This window comes from Caulobacter sp. FV2ps19, from assembly GCF_058681035.1.
Genome location: NZ_CM178729.1, coordinates 700,311 through 718,469, shown reverse-complemented (window position 1 = coordinate 718,469; position 18,159 = coordinate 700,311). Strand labels below are relative to the sequence as shown.

The following is an 18,159-nucleotide window of genomic DNA, read 5'->3' as shown; positions in this document are numbered from 1 at the left end:
GATTTCATGCAGACCGTCGCCCTGATCGATTACGGGTCGGGCAACCTGCGTTCGGCCGAAAAGGCCCTGCGCGAGGCGGCCCGTCGCCAGGGGATCGCCGCTGACATCGTTGTCACGGCCGATCCCGATATTGTCGCCAACGCCGACCGGGTGGTCCTGCCCGGCGTGGGGGCGTTCGCGTCGTGCCGCGCCGGCCTGGACGCCTCTGGCGTCTATGAGGCCATGAACGCCGCCGTCCACGGCAAGGGCGCGCCGTTCCTGGGCATCTGCGTCGGCCATCAGCTGCTGGCCACGCGCGGCCTGGAATTCGGCGTCACGCCGGGCCTGGACTGGATCGCCGGAGAGGTCAGGAAACTGGCGCCCGGCGACCCGTCCCTGACCATTCCGCACATGGGCTGGAACGCGATCAAACTGACACGCGATCACCCACTGTTTTCGGGCGTCGCCGACGGCGCCCACATGTACTACGCCAACTCCTTCGCCCTGACGCCGACCGATCCGGCCGACGTCCTGGCGACCACTGACCACGGCGGCCCGTTCACGGCGGCGGTGGTCAAGGACAATGTGGCCGGCGTACAGTTTCACCCTGAAAAATCACAAAGTGCCGGGCTCGCCCTGCTCGCCAACTTCCTGGAATGGCGCCCATGATCCTCTATCCCGCCATCGACCTGAAGGACGGCCAATGCGTGCGTCTGCTGCACGGCGACATGGACAAGGCCACGGTGTTCAACACCTCGCCCGCCGACCAGGCCGAACGCTTCGTCAAGGACGGCTTCTCCTGGCTGCATGTGGTTGATCTGAACGGCGCCATCGAGGGCAAGTCGGTCAATACGGCCGCCGTGCAGTCGATCCTGGAATCGATCTCGATCCCCGTCCAACTCGGCGGCGGCATTCGCACCCTGGAAGGCATCGAGGCCTGGATCGAGGCCGGCGTGTCGCGCGTGATCCTGGGCACCGTGGCCGTGCATGACCCGGACCTGGTCAGGAAAGCCGCCCGCCTGTGGCCTGAGCAGATCGCCGTGGCCGTCGACGTGCGCGACGGCAAGGTGGCGGTCGACGGCTGGACCGGCCTGTCGGAGCTTTCGGCCATCGACCTGTCGCGTCGCTTCGAGGACGCCGGCGTGGCGGCCCTGATCATCACCGACATCAGCCGCGACGGCGCCCTGACCGGCGTCAATGTCGAGGGCGTGGGCGAACTGGCCGACGCCGTTTCGATCCCGGTCATCGCCTCGGGCGGCGTCGCCGCCGTGGCCGATATCGAACGCCTGAAGGCCCGCAAGGGCGTCAAGATCGCCGGGGCCATCCTGGGTCGCTCGCTCTATGCCGGCACCATCCGGCCGGCCGAGGCCCTGACGGTGGCGGCCGCCTGATGCTGAAGACCCGGATCATTCCCTGCCTCGACGTGAAGGACGGGCGGGTGGTCAAGGGCGTCAATTTCGTCGCCCTGCGCGACGCCGGCGATCCGGTAGAGCAGGCCAGGGCCTATGACGCCGCCGGGGCCGACGAGCTGATGTTCCTGGACATCACCGCCTCCAGCGAAGGCCGCGGCCTGATCCTGGACGTGATTTCCCGCACCGCCGAGGTCTGTTTCATGCCGGTCTCGGTCGGCGGCGGCGTGCGGCAGGTGTCGGACATGCGCCGGTTGCTGCTGGCCGGGGCCGACAAGGTCTCGACCAACACCGCCGCCGTCGAAAACCCCGACCTGATCGCCGCCGGCGCCGACGCGTTCGGCGCGCAATGCGTGGTCGTGGCCATCGACGCCAAGCTGCGCCCGGACGGTTCGGGCTGGAATGTCTGGACCTATGGCGGCCGCAAGGACACCGGTCTCGACGTCGTCGACTGGGCCGCCAAGGTGGTCGAGCGCGGCGCGGGCGAGATCCTGCTGACCTCGATGGACCGCGACGGCGCCAAGATCGGCTATGACATTCCCCTGCTCAAGGCTGTGACCGGCGCCGTGAACGTGCCCGTGATCGCCTCGGGCGGGGCCGGTAGCCCTGCGCACCTGGTCGAAGCCGCCCGCGACGGCCACGCCGCCGCCGTTCTGGCCGCCTCGATCTTCCACTTCGGCGAAATCAGCATCGGCGAGGCCAAGCGGGCCATGGCCGACGCCGGCATCCCCGTGCGCCTGGACGATCTGAAAGGCGCGGCATGACCAAGCTGTTCGAGACCCTCGAGCGCCTGGCGGCGACGATCGAAAGCCGCAAGGGCGGCGATCCGGCCGCGTCGTACACCGCCAAGCTGCTGGCCGATCCGTCTCTGGCCGCCAAGAAGCTGGGCGAGGAAGCGGTCGAGACCGTCATCGCCGCTGTAGCCCAGGGCCCCGATGCCCTGGCCTCGGAGAGCGCTGACCTGCTGTATCACTGGCTGGTGCTGCTGGCCGCCTCGGGAGTCTCGCTGGACGCCGTGGCCGACAAGCTGGCGGCCCGCGAGGGGACCTCGGGTTTGGCTGAGAAGGCGTCGCGGCCTCAATAACGCGCGTAGGCCCTAAGGCCGGCGTTTCAGCGCCACGTACAGCGCGCCCTCGCCCCCGTGTCGCTGGTCGGCCTGGGAGACCCCGGCGATCATCTCACGCAGGGCCGGGGCCGAAAGCCATTCGGGCGTGCGCTTCTTCAACACCCCGTGACCGATCTTGCCCTTGCCGGTGATGATCAGAACGGCGCGATGGCGGTCGTGATAGGCGCGTCGGATGAAGGCTTCCAGGGCCGGGCGAGCCTGATCCTGATCGAAGCCGTGAAGGTCCAGACGGGCGCCGATCGGATCATGCTCCTTGATCAGGCGGCGACGGCGGTTGGGTTCAATGTGTTCCGGCGCCGATTTGGCGATCCTGGCCGGCGACGGCCGGATCTCCGACGGATCGATGCGCAGCGGCGCGATCGAGGCCAGATAGGTGGGATGCGCCGCCGCGACCTTGGGGCCCTTGACCGGCTTGACCTTGGCCTTGGCCCTCAGCTTGAGCGGCTTCTCACCCGGCCGAATGCGCACCGTGTCGGCGACCATGCCCCACAGGCGCAGCTCTTCCGGTCGCGGCGGCCGTTTCATCGTTCAGGACTTGGGGCCAGAACCAGGGGAAAACGGGATCAGGCGGTAAAGCCGCAGATCGTGGCGAACCCGGCCCGCCTCAGCCCCGGCGTCAGGCCCGCTGCCGGTATAGAGATCGGCCCGGACATCGCCCTTGATCGCCCCGCCGACGTCCAGCGCCACGGCCAGGCGGCGATAGACCGGAAAGGCCCCCGCCAGCTTGGGCGCGCTGGCGTCCAGCCAGTAGAGCCCGCCCATGGCGTGACGGCTGGGGTCGACAGCGATGGCGCGACCGACCGGCAGCGGCACGCCGGCTGACCCGACCGGTTCCTTGCCGTCATCCTCGCTGACCCTGAAAAACACATAGCTGGTGTTCAGGCGCATGATTTCGTCGGCCTTGGGCCCGCGATTATCCGCCAGCCACGCGCGGATCGTGTCGCCAGAGGTGTTGTTGTCGGGCAGCAGGCCCCGGTCGCGCATGACGATGGCGATGCCGAAATAGGGCCGGCCATTGCCGCCGGCATAGGCGGCGCGGACACGCCGGCCATCCGGCAGAACCAGGACGCCCGAGCCCTGGATCTGCAGGAAAAACAGCTCCTCGGGCCGCATCCAGGCCAGGGGCGTCTCGATCGGCGAGGTTTCGATGGCGGCGCGGTCGGGATAGGGCTCGAACTTGCCGCCGTTCATGCGGCCGACGATCCGCTTGCCGGCCAGAGCAGGATCGAAAGCGCCCAGATTGATCGACACCAGATCGGCGGGAAGCCCGCGCACAGGGGCGCTGAACTCGGCCGAGCGCGACATGCGCGCCTCATATTTTGGGGCGAAATAGGCGGTCAGAAGGCCCTGGTCGCCCACGGCCTGGGGCCGAAAATTGGCCTCCAGGAACAGACGCGCGCCCTGCTCGTCGCGCAGACCGCTTTCCCGGGCGGATCGACAGACGCGGGCCATGTCCGGGTCGCGCGCGACGCCGCAGCCGGCCCGAAAGGCGTCAAGCGCCGCCAGATGGTCTTCTTCCGACCAGCCGGTCAGGGCGGCCAGGGTCAGGGTTGGCCCGGTTGGGGCTTGTGAGATGGGGAGCTGTGTCGGCCCAGTTGCGATCGGCGGCGGCGGCGACGTGGTCGTACAGCCCGCCAGGGCCAGGGCGGCGAAGACGGCGATCAGACCCAGGCGCGACATTCAGGCCTCCGCGGCGGCGACGTGGACGAGATCCCAGTTGGGGTTGGCGGATTTCAGGTCGCGCTCGAAGGTCCAGAGTTCGGCGGTTCGGCGATCGTCGACCGCGTCGCCGGCGGCGCTGGTCGAGCGGGCCCGAACCTCGGCCAGGATCCGAACGCTCGCCCGGGCCAGATCGCCCACGACCGTGACGGTTTCCAGATCGACCCGCGGCGGCGACAGGATCTCGATGACCTCTGTGCGCCCCTCCGCCTCGCGCTCCACCATGGCCGTCTCGAAATTGGCCATGATGTCATCCGCCAGAAGAGGCTTCAGCGTCTCGCGATCGCCCGTGGCGAACGCCTTGACGATCATCTCATAGGCGGCGCTGGCGCCGCCCAGGAATCGGGCTGTGTCAAAGTCGGGCTGACGCGCCCGCAGGGCGGCGACACCCTCCAGGGGCGCTTTGAGCCCGGGGTCGACGGGCCCCGCAGTGGCGGGAACCGTCTTGGCCATTGGGGTCGCATCTTCGGGCTGACGCCCGACACGGCGGCCCAGCGTCGCGTAGAGCTGGTAGAGAACGACGGCGGCGATGACCGCAAGAACGAGAATCTGAATGAACACTTGGGTATCCGCGGTTGGTTCGACACGCTGGGTGTCATGCCTATATAGGCGAAGCGAGCTCCCGCGTCAGGCGCCTAGCGTTGCGCCAAGCCTTCCCGCGTGTTAGCAGCGCCGCTCTCTCCTAGCGGCCTTTTTAGACGCCGAGTACGGAATTATTGCTAATGACCGACACGACCGCCGCCCCCGAGGGCCTTGCAGACGATAACGCGGCCGCTCAGTCGGGCATCCGCATCATGGCGCAGTTCATTCGTGATTTCTCGTTCGAGAGCCCTCACGCCCCCGACAGCCTGCGTTCGGGCGCCGCCCAGCCGGCCATCGACATGGGCGTCGAGATGAACGCCCGGGGTCGTCCTGACGGCCTGTTCGAGGTGGATCTGAAGCTGTCGGCCCGCGCCACGCGCGAAGACCAGCCGGTTTTCCATGTCGAAGTGGTCTATGGCGGCCTGTTCCACATCGCCGGCGTGCCGGAAGCCGATCTCGAGCCGGTTCTGCTGATCGAATGCCCGCGCTTCCTGTTCCCGTTCGCCCGCCGGGTGATCGCCGACATCACCAGCGAAGGCGGCTTCCCGCCCTTCCTGATCGACCCGATCGACTTCGCCGGCGTCTATGCCGCCCGCAAGGCCCAGGCCGAAGGCGTGGTGATCGGCAACGCCTGAGGCGTTCAATCGATCTGAGAGATTTGAGAAACCCCGGCGCAGCGATGCGGCCGGGGTTTTTCTTTTTTGATCGACCTTAAGGCTGCAGCCGATAGCCGCCCATCTCGGTGATCAGGATCTTGGCCATGGCCGGATCAGGCTCGATCTTCTGGCGCAGCCGATAGACATGGGTTTCCAGGGTGTGGGTGGTGACCCCGGCATTATAGCCCCACACCTCGGTCAGCAGCTCCTCGCGGGACACCGGCTTGGAGCCGGCCCGATAGAGGTACTTCAGGATATTGGTTTCCTTTTCGGTCAACCGCACCTTCTTCTGCTTTTCGTCGACCAGCAGCTTGGCCGACGGGCGGAATTCATAAGGACCGATGCGGAAGAGAGCATCCTCCGAGGCCTCGTAGCTGCGCAGCTGGGCCCGAATGCGGGCCAGAAGCACCCCGAAGCGGAAAGGCTTGGTGACATAGTCATTGGCCCCGGACTCCAGGCCCAATATGGCGTCGGAGTCGCTGGCCGCCGCCGTCAGCATGATCACCGGGGCCATCACCCCGTTCTTGCGCATCAGCCGGCAGGCCTCGCGGCCGTCCATGTCGGGCAGGTCGACGTCGAGCAGGATCAGGTCGGGCTTGATCTCGCGCGCCATACGCACGCCCTCGCCCGCCGTGGCGGCCTCGGCGACCGCGAACTCCTCATGGAGGGCGAGTTGCTCGGCCAGCGCTCCGCGCAGATCGTCGTCGTCGTCGATGAGCAGAAGGGTCTTGCGTTGCGTCATGGGCCGGAACATGCACCGCTGCGGGCCCTGGCGCCAAGCCTTGCGAGCAAGAGAAGCCGTCGATGATCTTCAAGGCCCGGCCGGACGGCCATATCGAGCTCAACGGGCGCCGTGTTCGATGCGCTCTGGGCAAGGCCGGCGTCGTCGCCGCAGACGACAAGCGCGAGGGCGACAATCGCAGCCCTGTGGGCGTCTGGGCGATCCGCCAGGTGCTGTATCGGCCCGATGTCTATCCCGAGGGTCCAACCACCGCCCTGCCGGTCAAGCCGATGGCGGCTGACGATGGCTGGTGTGACGCGCCCGACGACCCCGCCTATAACCGTTTGATCAAGCTGCCCTATCCGGCCAGCGCCGAGCGGATGTGGCGCGACGACGCCGTCTATGACCTGGTGGGCGTACTGGCCCACAACGACGATCCGCCGGTTCCGGGCCTGGGCTCGGCGATCTTCCTGCACCTGGCGCGAGACGGCTATCCGGGCACCGAAGGCTGCGTGGCCCTGGCGCGGGACGATCTTGAAGCCCTGCTGGCCATCGCCAGGCCCGGAGACGCGATCGAGATCGCCGCCGACTAGGACGGCGGATAGGTTCGCGATCCAAAGATCGCCGAGCCCACCCGCACCGAGGTCGCGCCCTCGCGTATGGCGATCTCGAAATCGTCGCTCATGCCCATCGACAGCCTGGCCAGGCCATTGCGCTCTGCGAGGGCACGCAACTGCCTGAAATAGGGCGCGGGATCCTCCCCGGCAGGCGGAATGCACATCAGGCCCTCGAGGGTCAGGCCCAGCGCGCCGCGACACAGGGCGATGAAGGCGTCCGCCTCCGCGGGCGCCACCCCGGCCTTTTGCGGCTCTTGGCCGATATTGACCTGGATGTAGAGGCGCACGGCCTTGCCCTGATGGGCCATTTCGCCGGCCAGGGCCCGCGCCAGCTTCTCGCGATCGACAGTTTCGATGACATCAAAGAACGCCACCGCGTCACGGACCTTGTTGGTCTGCAGCGGTCCGATCAGATGCAGTTCGACGCTCTGACGGTGCGGCGTCCAGCGCTCCATCGCCTCCTGAACGCGATTTTCACCAAAGACCCGCTGGCCAGCGGCCAGAACCGGGGCGATATGGTCCCAGGGCTGGGTCTTGGACACCGCCACCAGGGTGACAGCGCCGCCTGGGCGCCCGGCGGCCGTTTCGGCGACGGCGATGCGGGACTGGATGGAGGCAAGGGCGTCGGACATGAGGGGGATCGCTTGAGCGCGGCGGGTGAACTGGAGATCCTGTCTAGGACGGCTGCGACCTTTCCGCCAAGGACAGCGCGCGGACTCCGGCTGCCATCCCTGCTTTTCTTCACCGATCCCGCCCGCATCGCCGAGCCGGAAGCGGTGGCTCAACGCCTGCCGCGCGGCGCGGGGGTGGTGTTTCGCGCCTTCGGGGCCGCTGACGCCCATGAGCGAGGCCTGAGACTGAGAGCCATCAGCGACGCCCGGGGCCTTATCCTGCTGGTCGGCGCTGACATTGATCTGGCTGAAGCGATCGGCGCGGACGGCCTCCACCTGCCCGAACGGCTGCGCGACACAGCCGCCGCCTGGCGAGCGAAGCGGCCGAACGGGCTGACCACCCTGGCCGCCCATGATCGGGACGCAGTGCTGGCGGGACGCGGCGGGGATATCGACGCCCTGGTGATCTCGCCGATTTTCGAGAGCAACAGCCCGTCGGCCGGAACGCCCCTGGGTGTCGAAGGCCTGCGCGCGCTGGTCGCCGCCACAGACAAGCCGGTCTACGCCCTGGGCGGAATCCGGGCCAAAACGGTGGAACGGCTGAAAAATACGGGGATTGTCGGCCTCGCGGCCGTGGAGGCGCTGGCGCTCTAGAACTTGAAGGCGGTTTCCAGACGCACGCGCGGCGCCGGCTCGGCCGGCTCGGCCTTGCGGGCGGCCAGGGCGGGGTTGGCGTCGCCCAGAGCGACGGCGCCGCCGACGCGGATCGACGGCGTGACCTTGAAATAGGCGCCGGCTTCGACGTCCTTCAGTTCCATTTCACGCCCGACGGGCTGGTCAAGGTCGAGCTTGAGACCCCACCGACCCTTGCTGGCGTCCCATTGCAGCGTCTTCTTGCCGGCTTGCGGCGAGAAAACGCCCTTGGGCGTGGTGGTGAAGTCGTTCTTGACGGTGAAATCAGGCGTCGCCGAGCGGGTCTTGAGCTGCGCATGGGCCATCGTCGCCGATCCTGTCAGGATCAACGCTGCTGCACCGGCTGTAATGAAACGCGTCGCGGTCATCGCTACTCGTCACCTGTCCCAAACCCCACGCCCTCAATATAGGAAGGCGCGCCCTACAATTCGATTAAAGGCTAGGGTCTAACGCGGTCAACCGGCGTTTAGTCGCATCAAGCTGCAATCACCGCGATTATCAGGACGCCTGTGGCGGACGTGTCACGCGATTCCTGTTTTGAGGCAGCGCGGCCATGCTATAGACGGGCTCCGGCTGCGGGGGCGCGCCCGAGTGCGCGACCGCGCCGGCGAGACATTGGAGCGAGGTACTATGGCGTTTGAACGTGGGTCAATGTTGCGCGGCGTCGCCGCCGGCGTACTGGCGCTATCGGTTCTGGGCGTGTCCGCCTGCGGCAGCACCAAGGGGCCCAAGACTTTTACCAGCCAGGAAGACAGCGGCTTCAGCCTGTTGGGCCTGGGCAAGAGCAAGAAGGCCCCCGAGAGCGAAGGCTCGATCGGGGTCAACGGCTATCTGTGGCGGGCTTCGCTCGACACCGTGGCCTTCATGCCCCTGGCGTCTGCCGACCCTTACGGCGGCGTGATCCTCACGGACTGGTACGTGAACCCGGAAAAGCCCGATGAGCGCTTCAAGGCGACCATCTACATTCTGGACACCCGCCTCCGCGCCGATGGCCTGAACGTGACCGTGTTCAAGCAGGCCAAGGACGCCGCCGGCGAATGGACCGACGCCCCGACCGCTGACCAGACGGCGACCGACATCGAGAACGCGATCCTGACGCGCGCGCGTCAGCTTCGACTGTCGAACATCAAGGGCTAAACGGCCCCGATCTGACCTCCGCCGCTCGCGGCGGAGGTTTCATCGCCCGTACTTTCAGCGCGCTCCGGCCGCGAAACCGCTTATTGTCTCGCGGCCGCGCCCACCGGGGCGCTTCCGCATATCAAGACACTGGTTTCCATGGCCCGCTACAATCCCAAAGACACCGAGCCCAAATGGCGTAACGCCTGGGCCAAGGCCGACGTCTTCAAGACGGCGGAGATCTCGGACGGGCGGCCGAAGTACTATGTGCTCGAGATGTTCCCCTATCCGTCGGGGCGCATCCATATGGGCCATGTGCGCAACTACGCCATGGGCGACGTCGTGGCCCGCTACAAGCGCGCCCAGGGCTTCAGTGTTCTGCACCCGATGGGCTGGGACGCCTTTGGCATGCCCGCCGAGAACGCCGCCATGGAGCGCGGCGTTCATCCCAAGGGCTGGACCTACGACAACATCGCCGCCATGCGCGAGCAACTGAAGGCCCTGGGCCTGTCGATCGACTGGTCGCGCGAATTCGCCACCTGCGACCCCGAATATTACGGCAAGCAGCAGGCCTGGTTCCTGAAGCTGCTGAAACGCGGCCTGGTCTATCGCAAGGAAGCCTCGGTCAACTGGGATCCGGTCGACATGACCGTCCTGGCCAATGAGCAGGTCATCGACGGCAAGGGCTGGCGCTCGGGCGCCCCGGTTGAGAAGCGCAAGCTGACCCAGTGGTTCCTGCGCATCACCGACTATGCCGACGCCCTGATCGACGGTCTGAAAACCCTGGATCGCTGGCCTGAGAAGGTCCGGATCATGCAGGAAAACTGGATCGGCCGATCCAAGGGCCTGCGCTTCACCTTCAAGTTCGCCAACAATTCCAATGGCGCTGAAGCACCGGATGGCCACGCCGAAGGCCTGGAGGTCTATACCACGCGCCCTGACACCCTGTTTGGCGCCAGCTTCGTGGGCATCGCGCCCGAACATCCGCTGGCCGAACAGCTGGCGGTCGAGAACCCCGACCTGCAGGCCTTCATCGCCGAATGCCGCAAGGGCGGCACGTCGGAAGCCGATATCGAAGGCGCCGAAAAGCTGGGCCGCGACACCGGTCTGCGCGTGGTCCATCCGCTGGATCCGTCCATCACCCTGCCCGTCTGGATCGCCAACTTCATCCTGATGGACTACGGGACCGGCGCGATCTTCGCCTGCCCGGCCCATGACCAGCGCGATCTGGACTTCGCCCGCAAGTACGACCTCCCGGTTTTGCCGGTGGTTCTGCCGCCCGGTGAGGATCCGGCGACCTTCACGGTCGGCAAGGAAGCCTATGTCGGCCCCGGCGCGATCTATAGGTCGCAATTCCTGGACGGGATGGACATCGAGTCGGCCAAGTCCGAAGTCGTCTCCCGTATCGAGGCCATGGACCAGGGCCAGGGCGCGACAGTCTATCGCCTGCGCGACTGGGGTGTCTCGCGCCAGCGCTATTGGGGCTGCCCGATCCCCATCATCCACTGCCCGATCTGCGGCCCGGTTCCCGTGCCGGACGACCAGCTGCCGGTGGTGCTGCCCGAGGACGTCACCTTCGAGGCCGATAAGCCGGGCAATCCGCTGGTGCGCCACCCGACCTGGAAGCACACCACCTGCCCCACCTGCGGCGGCGCGGCCGAGCGCGAGACCGACACGCTCGACACCTTCATGGACAGTTCGTGGTACTTCGCGCGCTTCGCCAATCCCGACGCCGCCGAGCCGGTGGACAAGGCGGCCGCCGATCACTGGATGCCGGTCGACCAGTATATCGGAGGCGTGGAACACGCGATTCTGCACCTGCTCTATGCCCGCTTCATCACCCGCGCCCTGAAGGACGAGGGGATGCTGTCGGTGGAGGAGCCGTTCGCGGGTCTGTTCACCCAGGGCATGGTCACCCACGAGGCCTACAAATCGCTGACCGGCGAATGGGTCGAGCCGGCCGACGTCAAGATCTATGCCGATGGCGGCAATCGCCGCGCTCGCCACGTCCATACCGATGAAGAGATCCTGATCGGCGACATCGAGAAGATGTCGAAATCCAAGAAGAACGTCGTCGCGCCCGAGGATATCTTCGAAGCCTACGGCGTCGACGCCGCGCGCCTGTTCGTGATGAGCGACAGCCCGCCCGAGCGTGACGTGCAGTGGACCAATTCGGGCGTCGAGGGCTCCTGGCGCTTCACCCACCGTCTTTGGAACGAATTTGACAGCCAACCGGCCGGCGATTTCGCCCAGGACGCCTCGGATGAAGCGGCCCTGACCTTGCGCAAGTCCGCCCACAAGCTGATCGGCTTTGTCACCGACAGCATCGAAGGCTTCCGCTTCAACAGCGGCGTAGCGCGCCTGTACGAGTTCCTGAACGCCCTGAAGGCGGCTCCGGCTGAAGGCGCCTCCCAGGGCGTCCTGGCGGCCCGCAAGGAGGCGCTGTCGATCCTGGCCCGTCTGGTGGCGCCGTTTACGCCGCACCTGGCGGAAGAAGCCTGGGCGTCGATGGGCGGCGAAGGTCTGGTGGTCGATGCGCCCTGGCCCAAGGCCGATCCCGCCCTGGCTGCGGACGACGAGCGTGTGCTGCCGATCCAGATCAACGGCAAGCGTCGTGGCGAGATCAAGGTCAAGGCCGGGCTGGCCGAGGCCGAAGTCGAGAAGATCGCGCTGGCCGATCCGGCCGTTCTGGCCCACCTTGAAGGGGTCACGGTCCGCAAGGTGATCGTGGTCAAGGACCGTATCGTCAACATCGTGGCCAACTGACCGATGAAACGCATTTTCCTGGCCGGCGCGCTCGCCGTAGTCGCCGTCGCATCATCCGGCTGTGGCTTCACGCCGCTGTACGCGACGCCTGGCGTCACCCCCGGCCTGGCCTCGATCCAGACCATCGCTCCGGACGGTCGCGCCGGCTTCCTGCTGCGCGAGCAGCTGGACGACGCCTTTGCGTACCGCTCCGACACCCAGCCTGCCTATCGGCTCACCCTGGGGGTCGACGAGAAGCGCTATGCGCGCGGCGTGCGGGTCGACAACATCGCCAACCGCTATGAGCTGCAGATGACGGTGAACTGGCGTCTGGCCGACGCCAAGACCGGGGCAGAGATCCGCAAGGGCCGAACCGAGGCGTCCGTGACCTATGACTCGGCCGACCAGCCCTATGCGGCGATCACGGCCCAGAACGATGGCCAGGAGCGCGCCGCCGCCGAGGCGGCCCGCAAGATCCAGCTGGAGCTGGCCACCTGGATAGCCGTCAAGGCCAAGGGCGTCGCCCCCACGCCATGATCCTGTCCAAGCGGCCGGACGTCGAACGCTTCCTCAAGGACCCCGCCCCGGATATCCGGGCGGTCGTGATCTATGGTCGCGACCGCGGCGTGGTCCGCGACCGGGCCGACCAATTGGCCAAACGGCTCTTTGCCCGCCCCGACGATCCGTTTGACACCGCCCAACTCACCGAAAGCGACGTCGAGTCCAGCCCCGGCAAGCTCGAGGAAGAGCTTTCGGCCCTGTCGATGATGGGCGGCCGGCGCCTGGTGCGCCTGCGCCTGACCGGCGAGAAGGCCGGGCCCGACAAGGCGACGGCCGAGGCCCTGGTGCGGCATGCCGCCGGCGAACTCAATCCCGAGGCCCTGTTCATCATCGAGGCCGGCGCCCTGGGCCGTGACTCCGCCCTACGCAAGGCCGGCGAAAAGGCCGGCGGCTGCGCGGTGATCCCCTGCTACGAGGATGAGGCCGGCGACATGGCGCGCCTCGCCCGCGAGACCCTGGCCAAGGACAAGGTCAGCCTCAACAGCGAGGCGCTCGACCTGTTTGTTTCACGCCTGCCCAAGGAACGCGGCGTGGCCCGGATGGAGATCGAGCGCCTGGCGCTGTTCCTGGGCCCCGGCAGCGGCGCCAACGCCACGGCGGCGGATCTGACAGACTTTCTGGGCGTCGAGCCCGAGGCCTCGCTGAGCGACGCCGCGGCGGACGCCTTTGGCGGTCGCCTGGGCCCCGCCCAGGCCGGCCTCAGACGCGCGGCCGCCGAGGGCGAAGGCGGTCCGGCCGCCGTACGGGCCATGGGCTATTATCTGGGCCGTCTGCGCCGCACCCTGACACTGCACAAGAACGGCATCGACCTCGCCGCCGCCGCCAAGGCCTCCGGCGTGTTCTGGAAGCAAGAGCGGGAGTTCCTGCGTCAGGCCCGCGCCTGGACCCTGGAGACGCTTCTGGACATCCAGGGCGAGATCCTCTCGGCGGATCGCGCCTGCAAGACCTCTGGTTCGCCCGACCAGCTGATTTCCGAGCGCCTCGCCCTGATGATCGCCGGCCGCGCGCGACGTTTGGGGCTCTAGGCCCGAAAGACCCCGAAATAGGGGGCTTTGCGCACCTGTGGATGAGTTTCCGGAAAGCCTTATGGAACAGGGCCTTGCGGCGAAAAACCCGAAAATCGCCCTCGCCTCACGAAAACGGCGCCTCCCGGAGTACGGAAAGGCGCCGTTCTGTGCGCGACAGAGGCCGTCCAAAAAGTGTGGCTTCACACCTTTTGAGAGCGCATTGCGTGCGTCCGATCAGACTCCGCGCGTCAGGCGGTTGCAGAGGTCGTCGAGCTGTTCCAGCGTCGCATAGCTGATGGTCAGAGAGCCGGCGCCGTCGCGATGGTCGATGACGACCTCGAGGCCCAGCACCGAGGAGAGATCGCTTTCCAGCGCCTGGGTGTCGGTGTCCTTCACCCGCGGCGGCCGGCCTCCCTTGCTCTTGGCCGGACGGGTGTCGGGCGTCTTGCGGGCCAGGGCTTCGGTGTCGCGAACCGACAGGCCGCGTTCAATGATCTCGCGCGCCAGCTGGGCGGGATCCTCGGCGGCGGCGATGGCGCGGGCATGACCGGCGGTCAGCTCGCCGCTGACCAGGTGCGCCTGGACTTCATCCGGTAGGGCCAACAGCCGCAGGGTATTGGCCACGTGGCTGCGGCTCTTGCCGATGGTCTGGGCGATGTTTTCCTGGGTGCGCTCGAACTTGTCCATCAGGATCCGGTAGGACAGCGCCTCTTCCAGGATGTTGAGGTCAGAGCGCTGAACGTTCTCGATGATGCCGATCTCGAGGACGGCCAGATCATCCAGGTCGCGAACCAGGATCGGCACGCTGCGCAGGCCGGCGCGCTGGGCGGCCCGCCAGCGGCGCTCCCCGGCGACGATCTGGTATTCCCCCGCCGCGCCTGGCGCTGGGCGCACCAGGATGGGCTGAAGGATGCCCTTTTCGCGGATCGAATTGGAGAGCTCGACCAGATCCTCCTCGCGGAAGGTCCGGCGGGGCTGGTCGGGATTGCGGCGCAGCAGTTCGATCGGCGCCTCATTGGCCCCGCCCAGGCGCTCGCCCGGCGCCTGGACCGGGGCCGCATCCACCTCGCCCAGGAGGGCGGACAGACCGCGTCCCAAACCCCTGCGCCCTTCGGCCATACCTGGCTCTCCCACCACGGCGAACTCCATCACAACAAATTTCGATTATCGGCTCAGTAAGGCGGCTGATCTCAGGCGGCTTGGGCCTGGCGGACGCGTTCCCGGCTCAGCACCTCGCGCGCCAGCTTCAGATAGGCCTGGCTGCCCGCGCACTTCAGATCGTAGAGCAGGACCGGCTTGCCGAAGGACGGGGCTTCCGACACCCGGACATTGCGCGGGATCACGGCGTCATAGACCTTGTCGCCGAAGTGGGCGCGAACATCCTTGGCCACCTGTTCGGACAGGCTGTTTCGCCGATCATACATGGTCAGCACCACGCCCTGGATTTCCAGGTTCGGATTGAGGCTGCCGCGCACCCGCTCAATCGTGCGGATCAGCTGGGTCAGGCCTTCCAGGGCGAAGAACTCGCACTGCAGCGGCACGAACACAGCGTCGGCCGCGGTCATGGCGTTGACGGTCAGGACGTTCAGCGACGGCGGGCAGTCGATCAGCACATAGCTGTAATCGCCGCTGGCCCGCAGGGGCTCCAGGGCGTCGCGCAGGCGGTAGGACCGCCGGGCGGTCTGACCCAGTTCCAGCTCGATGCCAGACAGATCGGCGTCAGCCGGTACGACGTCCAGGCCCGGAAGGCTGGTGGCGACGGCGGCGTCCACCACCGGCGACTCCCCCATCAGCACATCATAGAGGGTGGTGCGCCGTTGCTGGCGGGTGATGCCCAGGCCGGTCGAACAATTGCCCTGGGGATCGGCGTCGATCAGCAGAACCCGCTCGCCGCAGGCGGCCAGGGCGGTGCCCAGATTGATGGCCGTCGTGGTTTTGCCCACTCCGCCCTTCTGGTTGGCGACGGCAAAAACGCGAAGCGGCGGGCGCGGCTGGGAGGGCTTAACGGACACGGGACAGCCTCTTAACTTGAACAATCCGACCGCGAGGGTCGCTTTGACTGGGTCGCAATTCAGCGTCGAATTTCCAGGCCTTTTCGGCCTCGGTCAGCTCGGCGGCGACATCCTGTCCCTTCAGGAACAGGCCCAGGGCGCCGCGTTGCAGATAGGGCGAGGCGAAACCGAACAGCTTGGTCATCGGCGCGCAGGCCCGGGCCGTGACGACATCCACCTTCAGGGCCAGATCCTCGGCCCGGGCATTGTGCACCTCGGCCGGAAGGTCGAGGGCGGCGCAGACTTCGGACAGGAAGCGGCAGCGCTTGGCCATGCTCTCGACCAGATGGACTTTCGCGCCGGGTGTGTCTTTCAGCAGTATGGCCAGTACGACCCCGGGCAGACCCGCGCCGGCGCCGAGGTCGGCCCAGGTCCTGGCCCCGGGCGCGAGGGCCAGAAGCTGGGCGCTGTCGAGCACGTGGCGCGTCCAGTAGGTGGCGATTGTGGCCGGCCCGACGAGGTTCATCACCGCGTTCCAGTCGGCCAGCAAGGTCTGGAACTGGGCCAGATCGGCCAGCTGATGGTCTGTCACGCCGCTCAGGGCCTGATAGCCGGCGGCGTCCAGAACAGGCTCGGGCGCGAGGGCGGTGTCGAGGGTCATGGGCTCAGGCTGCATGGCGTCGCACGTGGGCCAGCAAGGCGCTCAGCGCACCCGGCGTCACGCCTTCAATACGGGCCGCCTGGCCCAGGGTCAGGGGCTTCACGCGTTCAAGCTTCTCACGGACCTCGTTGGAAAGGCTGCCTACCGCGCGGTAGTCGAGGTCGGCCGGCAAACGCAGGTCCTCCTCCTTGCGGAAGGATTCGGCGTCGGCCCGCTGACGATCCAGATAGCCGGCATAGGCGGCCTCGATCTCGATCTGCTCGCGGACCATGATGTTCCACGTGGAAACCTCGGGCCAGACACGGGAAAGGTCGTCGAGGGTGACATCCGGATAGGCCAGCATGGCGAAGACGTCGCGGCGCTGACCGTCGGCATTGACCTTGAACCCGGCCTTGATCGCCTCGGGCGGGGTCAGGCTGACCGAACGGGCAAAGACGCGGGCGGCTTCCAGTTGAGCCTTCTTGCCGGCCCAGGCCTCTGCGCGAACCGGACCCACGACGCCCAGAGCGATCCCGCGATCGGTCAGGCGCTGATCGGCATTGTCGGCGCGCAGCGTGAGGCGGAACTCGGCCCGGCTGGTGAACATCCGATAGGGTTCGGTGACGCCCCGGGTGACGAGGTCGTCGATCATCACGCCGATATAGGCCTCGTCCCGCGCGAAGACGGCAGGCTCCCTGCCCTGCGCGGCCAGGGCGGCATTCAGGCCAGCGACCAGGCCCTGAGCTCCAGCTTCCTCATAGCCCGTCGTGCCGTTGATCTGGCCGGCGAGATACAGGCCCAGCAAGCGCTTGGTTTCCAGCGTGGGATACAGCTCGCGAGGGTCCACGTAGTCATATTCGATCGCGTAGCCGTAGCGCTTGACCTCGACATTCTCGAGACCGGGAATAGTGCGCAGAAAGAGAAGCTGGGTCTCTTCCGAGACCGAGGTCGAGATGCCGTTCGGATAGACCGTGGTGTCGTCCAGGCCCTCAGGCTCCAGGAACACCTGGTGGCTGGTCTTGTCGGCGAACCTCACGACCTTGTCCTCGATCGACGGGCAATAGCGCGGACCGATCCCTGTGGCGCGGCCGCCATAGACGGCGGACTCGCCCAGACGATCGGCGATGATCTGGTGGGTGGCGGCGGTCGTATAGGTGATGCCGCACTGGATCTGCGGCACGTCGATCTTGTCGGTCAGGAACGAGAACGGGATCGGCTCGGCGTCAGCCGCCTGCATCTCCAGCTGGTCCCAGGCAATGGTCGAACCGTCCAGCCGCGCCGGCGTCCCGGTCTTCAGTCGTCCCATGTGGAAGTCGAGGCCATACAGCCGGTCCGACAGACCGATGGAGGGGGCGTCGCCCACCCGGCCGGCCGGTGTGCGGGTCTCGCCCAGATGGATCAGGCCCTTCAGGAAGGTGCCGGTGGTCAGCACGACGCGGGGCGCACGATAGGACACCCCTGCCCCGTCGACGACACCGGCGACCTTGCCGTCCTCGACGATCAGGTCCTCGGCGGCCGCAGCGATGATGTCGAGGTTACACGTGGCGTTCAGCTCGGCCTGCATGGCCTCGCGGTAAAGCTTGCGATCAATCTGGGCGCGGGGTCCGCGCACGGCAGGCCCCTTGGAGCGATTGAGCATCCGGAACTGGATGCCCGCCTTGTCGGCCATGCGCCCCATGACGCCATCCAGAGCATCGATCTCGCGGACCAGATGCCCCTTGCCCAGACCACCGATGGCCGGGTTGCAGGACATCTCGCCGATGGTCTCAAGCTTGTGGGTCAGCAGCAGGGTGCGGGCGCCCGTGCGCGCGGCGGCGCAGGCCGCCTCGCAGCCGGCGTGGCCGCCGCCGATGACAATAACATCCCAGGTACTGGACAAAGTTACGCGCCTCAATGCGAACGCCCCCGGGTCTGGCGGGGGCGCTGGAGTCACATATACGCGCTCCAGGCGAAAAGGTCGACGCGAGTCGAGGGTGTTTCACGTGA

21 protein-coding genes are annotated in these 18,159 nt (G+C 67.1%); 11 read left to right on the top strand and 10 right to left on the bottom strand.

Annotated elements, in window-relative coordinates:
• Nucleotides 1–6 precede the first annotated feature (6 nt).
• The 4 genes from hisH to ACW18B_RS03400 are packed head-to-tail and all read left to right on the top strand — an operon-like array spanning nucleotide 7 to nucleotide 2,472.
• On the top strand, nucleotides 7–648 hold the full coding sequence (hisH, locus tag ACW18B_RS03415) for an imidazole glycerol phosphate synthase subunit HisH (protein WP_492049562.1): 642 nt from the start codon (nucleotides 7–9) through the stop codon (nucleotides 646–648).
• Nucleotides 636–1,370: a 1-(5-phosphoribosyl)-5-[(5-phosphoribosylamino)methylideneamino]imidazole-4-carboxamide isomerase gene (gene hisA / locus ACW18B_RS03410; RefSeq protein WP_492049560.1), complete on the top strand. Its 735-nt coding sequence runs from the start codon at nucleotides 636–638 to the stop codon at nucleotides 1,368–1,370. The genes hisH and hisA overlap by 13 nt, the downstream gene beginning before the upstream one ends.
• On the top strand, nucleotides 1,370–2,152 hold the full coding sequence (gene hisF, locus ACW18B_RS03405; protein ID WP_492049558.1) for an imidazole glycerol phosphate synthase subunit HisF: 783 nt from the start codon (nucleotides 1,370–1,372) through the stop codon (nucleotides 2,150–2,152). Before hisA ends, hisF begins: the two co-directional genes overlap by 1 nt.
• Complete coding sequence (locus ACW18B_RS03400; RefSeq protein ID WP_492049556.1) at nucleotides 2,149–2,472, top strand: phosphoribosyl-ATP diphosphatase; 324 nt, start codon at nucleotides 2,149–2,151, stop codon at nucleotides 2,470–2,472. The genes hisF and ACW18B_RS03400 overlap by 4 nt, the downstream gene beginning before the upstream one ends.
• A gap of 12 nt (nucleotides 2,473–2,484) precedes the next feature.
• Here ACW18B_RS03400 and ACW18B_RS03395 read toward each other — a convergent pair whose 3' ends face one another.
• Genes ACW18B_RS03395 through timA form a run of 3 tightly spaced genes read right to left on the bottom strand, consistent with a single transcriptional unit; the run spans nucleotide 2,485 to nucleotide 4,794 of the window.
• Nucleotides 2,485–3,039, bottom strand: a complete 555-nt coding sequence (locus ACW18B_RS03395) for a Smr/MutS family protein (RefSeq protein ID WP_492049555.1) — start codon at nucleotides 3,037–3,039, stop codon at nucleotides 2,485–2,487.
• 3 nt (nucleotides 3,040–3,042) lie between these two features.
• On the bottom strand, nucleotides 3,043–4,194 hold the full coding sequence (gene mltA, locus ACW18B_RS03390; protein ID WP_492049554.1) for a murein transglycosylase A: 1,152 nt from the start codon (nucleotides 4,192–4,194) through the stop codon (nucleotides 3,043–3,045).
• Nucleotides 4,195–4,794, bottom strand: coding sequence for a TIM44-related membrane protein TimA (gene timA / locus ACW18B_RS03385; RefSeq protein WP_492049553.1), 600 nt, complete (start codon nucleotides 4,792–4,794; stop codon nucleotides 4,195–4,197). It lies immediately after the preceding gene.
• A 161-nt stretch (nucleotides 4,795–4,955) separates the two neighbouring features.
• Between timA and secB the strand changes: the two genes are divergently transcribed.
• Nucleotides 4,956–5,450 carry a protein-export chaperone SecB gene (secB, locus tag ACW18B_RS03380; protein WP_492049552.1) on the top strand — a complete coding sequence of 165 codons (495 nt, stop codon included), beginning with the start codon at nucleotides 4,956–4,958 and terminating at the stop codon, nucleotides 5,448–5,450.
• A gap of 76 nt (nucleotides 5,451–5,526) precedes the next feature.
• Here secB and ACW18B_RS03375 read toward each other — a convergent pair whose 3' ends face one another.
• Nucleotides 5,527–6,213 carry a response regulator transcription factor gene (locus tag ACW18B_RS03375; RefSeq protein WP_492049550.1) on the bottom strand — a complete coding sequence of 229 codons (687 nt, stop codon included), beginning with the start codon at nucleotides 6,211–6,213 and terminating at the stop codon, nucleotides 5,527–5,529.
• A gap of 62 nt (nucleotides 6,214–6,275) precedes the next feature.
• Between ACW18B_RS03375 and ACW18B_RS03370 the strand changes: the two genes are divergently transcribed.
• On the top strand, nucleotides 6,276–6,785 hold the full coding sequence (locus ACW18B_RS03370) for a L,D-transpeptidase family protein (RefSeq protein WP_492049548.1): 510 nt from the start codon (nucleotides 6,276–6,278) through the stop codon (nucleotides 6,783–6,785).
• Here ACW18B_RS03370 and ACW18B_RS03365 read toward each other — a convergent pair.
• Entirely contained in the window at nucleotides 6,782–7,441 is a 660-nt protein-coding gene (locus ACW18B_RS03365) for a YggS family pyridoxal phosphate-dependent enzyme (RefSeq protein ID WP_492049546.1), read from the bottom strand. The two genes, ACW18B_RS03370 and ACW18B_RS03365, sit on opposite strands and share 4 nt — an antisense overlap.
• Nucleotides 7,442–7,453: 12 nt before the next feature.
• On the opposite strand from ACW18B_RS03365, the gene ACW18B_RS03360 reads away from it, so the two are divergent.
• Nucleotides 7,454–8,074 (top strand): thiamine phosphate synthase, encoded by a 621-nt coding sequence (locus tag ACW18B_RS03360; protein WP_492049544.1) that lies wholly within the window; start codon nucleotides 7,454–7,456, stop codon nucleotides 8,072–8,074.
• Here ACW18B_RS03360 and ACW18B_RS03355 read toward each other — a convergent pair.
• Complete coding sequence (locus tag ACW18B_RS03355; protein WP_492049542.1) at nucleotides 8,071–8,481, bottom strand: NtrZ family periplasmic regulatory protein; 411 nt, start codon at nucleotides 8,479–8,481, stop codon at nucleotides 8,071–8,073. The two genes, ACW18B_RS03360 and ACW18B_RS03355, sit on opposite strands and share 4 nt — an antisense overlap.
• A gap of 247 nt (nucleotides 8,482–8,728) precedes the next feature.
• On the opposite strand from ACW18B_RS03355, the gene ACW18B_RS03350 reads away from it, so the two are divergent.
• The 4 genes from ACW18B_RS03350 (at nucleotide 8,729) to holA (ending at nucleotide 13,560) form a co-directional block, all read left to right on the top strand.
• A complete protein-coding gene (locus ACW18B_RS03350; RefSeq protein WP_492051863.1) occupies nucleotides 8,729–9,250 on the top strand; it encodes a DUF3576 domain-containing protein in 522 nt (173 codons plus the stop codon).
• A 138-nt stretch (nucleotides 9,251–9,388) separates the two neighbouring features.
• Nucleotides 9,389–11,995, top strand: coding sequence for a leucine--tRNA ligase (gene leuS, locus ACW18B_RS03345; protein WP_492049540.1), 2,607 nt, complete (start codon nucleotides 9,389–9,391; stop codon nucleotides 11,993–11,995).
• A gap of 3 nt (nucleotides 11,996–11,998) precedes the next feature.
• The gene (lptE, locus tag ACW18B_RS03340) at nucleotides 11,999–12,511 is read left to right on the top strand and encodes an LPS assembly lipoprotein LptE (protein ID WP_492049538.1); all 513 of its coding nucleotides are present in this window, start codon (nucleotides 11,999–12,001) and stop codon (nucleotides 12,509–12,511) included.
• A complete protein-coding gene (gene holA, locus ACW18B_RS03335) occupies nucleotides 12,508–13,560 on the top strand; it encodes a DNA polymerase III subunit delta (RefSeq protein WP_492049537.1) in 1,053 nt (350 codons plus the stop codon). The genes lptE and holA overlap by 4 nt, the downstream gene beginning before the upstream one ends.
• A gap of 216 nt (nucleotides 13,561–13,776) precedes the next feature.
• On the opposite strand, the gene ACW18B_RS03330 is transcribed toward holA, so the two are convergent.
• From ACW18B_RS03330 to mnmG, 4 genes are read right to left on the bottom strand one after another with little or no spacing between them, the layout of a single operon-like run.
• On the bottom strand, nucleotides 13,777–14,691 hold the full coding sequence (locus tag ACW18B_RS03330; RefSeq protein WP_492051862.1) for a ParB/RepB/Spo0J family partition protein: 915 nt from the start codon (nucleotides 14,689–14,691) through the stop codon (nucleotides 13,777–13,779).
• Nucleotides 14,692–14,732: 41 nt separating this feature from the next.
• Nucleotides 14,733–15,554, bottom strand: coding sequence for a ParA family protein (locus tag ACW18B_RS03325; RefSeq protein ID WP_492049536.1), 822 nt, complete (start codon nucleotides 15,552–15,554; stop codon nucleotides 14,733–14,735).
• Complete coding sequence (rsmG, locus tag ACW18B_RS03320) at nucleotides 15,544–16,194, bottom strand: 16S rRNA (guanine(527)-N(7))-methyltransferase RsmG (protein WP_492049534.1); 651 nt, start codon at nucleotides 16,192–16,194, stop codon at nucleotides 15,544–15,546. The genes ACW18B_RS03325 and rsmG overlap by 11 nt, the downstream gene beginning before the upstream one ends.
• A 4-nt stretch (nucleotides 16,195–16,198) precedes the next feature.
• Nucleotides 16,199–18,052 (bottom strand): tRNA uridine-5-carboxymethylaminomethyl(34) synthesis enzyme MnmG, encoded by a 1,854-nt coding sequence (gene mnmG, locus ACW18B_RS03315; RefSeq protein ID WP_492049533.1) that lies wholly within the window; start codon nucleotides 18,050–18,052, stop codon nucleotides 16,199–16,201.
• Nucleotides 18,053–18,159 lie beyond the last annotated feature (107 nt).

Excerpts from the sequence above, each read along its gene's own strand:
- ACW18B_RS03355 (WP_492049542.1), bottom strand. The coding sequence starts at position 8,481 with ATGACCGCGACGCGTTTCATTACAGCCGGTGCAGCAGCGTTGATCCTG.
- rsmG (WP_492049534.1), bottom strand. The coding sequence starts at position 16,194 with ATGACCCTCGACACCGCCCTCGCGCCCGAGCCTGTTCTGGACGCCGCC.
- ACW18B_RS03395 (WP_492049555.1), bottom strand. The coding sequence starts at position 3,039 with ATGAAACGGCCGCCGCGACCGGAAGAGCTGCGCCTGTGGGGCATGGTC.
- ACW18B_RS03375 (WP_492049550.1), bottom strand. The coding sequence starts at position 6,213 with ATGACGCAACGCAAGACCCTTCTGCTCATCGACGACGACGACGATCTG.
- mltA (WP_492049554.1), bottom strand. The coding sequence starts at position 4,194 with ATGTCGCGCCTGGGTCTGATCGCCGTCTTCGCCGCCCTGGCCCTGGCG.
- hisF (WP_492049558.1), top strand. The coding sequence starts at position 1,370 with ATGCTGAAGACCCGGATCATTCCCTGCCTCGACGTGAAGGACGGGCGG.
- leuS (WP_492049540.1), top strand. The coding sequence starts at position 9,389 with ATGGCCCGCTACAATCCCAAAGACACCGAGCCCAAATGGCGTAACGCC.
- ACW18B_RS03365 (WP_492049546.1), bottom strand. The coding sequence starts at position 7,441 with ATGTCCGACGCCCTTGCCTCCATCCAGTCCCGCATCGCCGTCGCCGAA.
- ACW18B_RS03400 (WP_492049556.1), top strand. The coding sequence starts at position 2,149 with ATGACCAAGCTGTTCGAGACCCTCGAGCGCCTGGCGGCGACGATCGAA.
- lptE (WP_492049538.1), top strand. The coding sequence starts at position 11,999 with ATGAAACGCATTTTCCTGGCCGGCGCGCTCGCCGTAGTCGCCGTCGCA.
- holA (WP_492049537.1), top strand. The coding sequence starts at position 12,508 with ATGATCCTGTCCAAGCGGCCGGACGTCGAACGCTTCCTCAAGGACCCC.
- hisA (WP_492049560.1), top strand. The coding sequence starts at position 636 with ATGGCGCCCATGATCCTCTATCCCGCCATCGACCTGAAGGACGGCCAA.
- ACW18B_RS03330 (WP_492051862.1), bottom strand. The coding sequence starts at position 14,691 with ATGGAGTTCGCCGTGGTGGGAGAGCCAGGTATGGCCGAAGGGCGCAGG.
- secB (WP_492049552.1), top strand. The coding sequence starts at position 4,956 with ATGACCGACACGACCGCCGCCCCCGAGGGCCTTGCAGACGATAACGCG.
- hisH (WP_492049562.1), top strand. The coding sequence starts at position 7 with ATGCAGACCGTCGCCCTGATCGATTACGGGTCGGGCAACCTGCGTTCG.
- ACW18B_RS03370 (WP_492049548.1), top strand. The coding sequence starts at position 6,276 with ATGATCTTCAAGGCCCGGCCGGACGGCCATATCGAGCTCAACGGGCGC.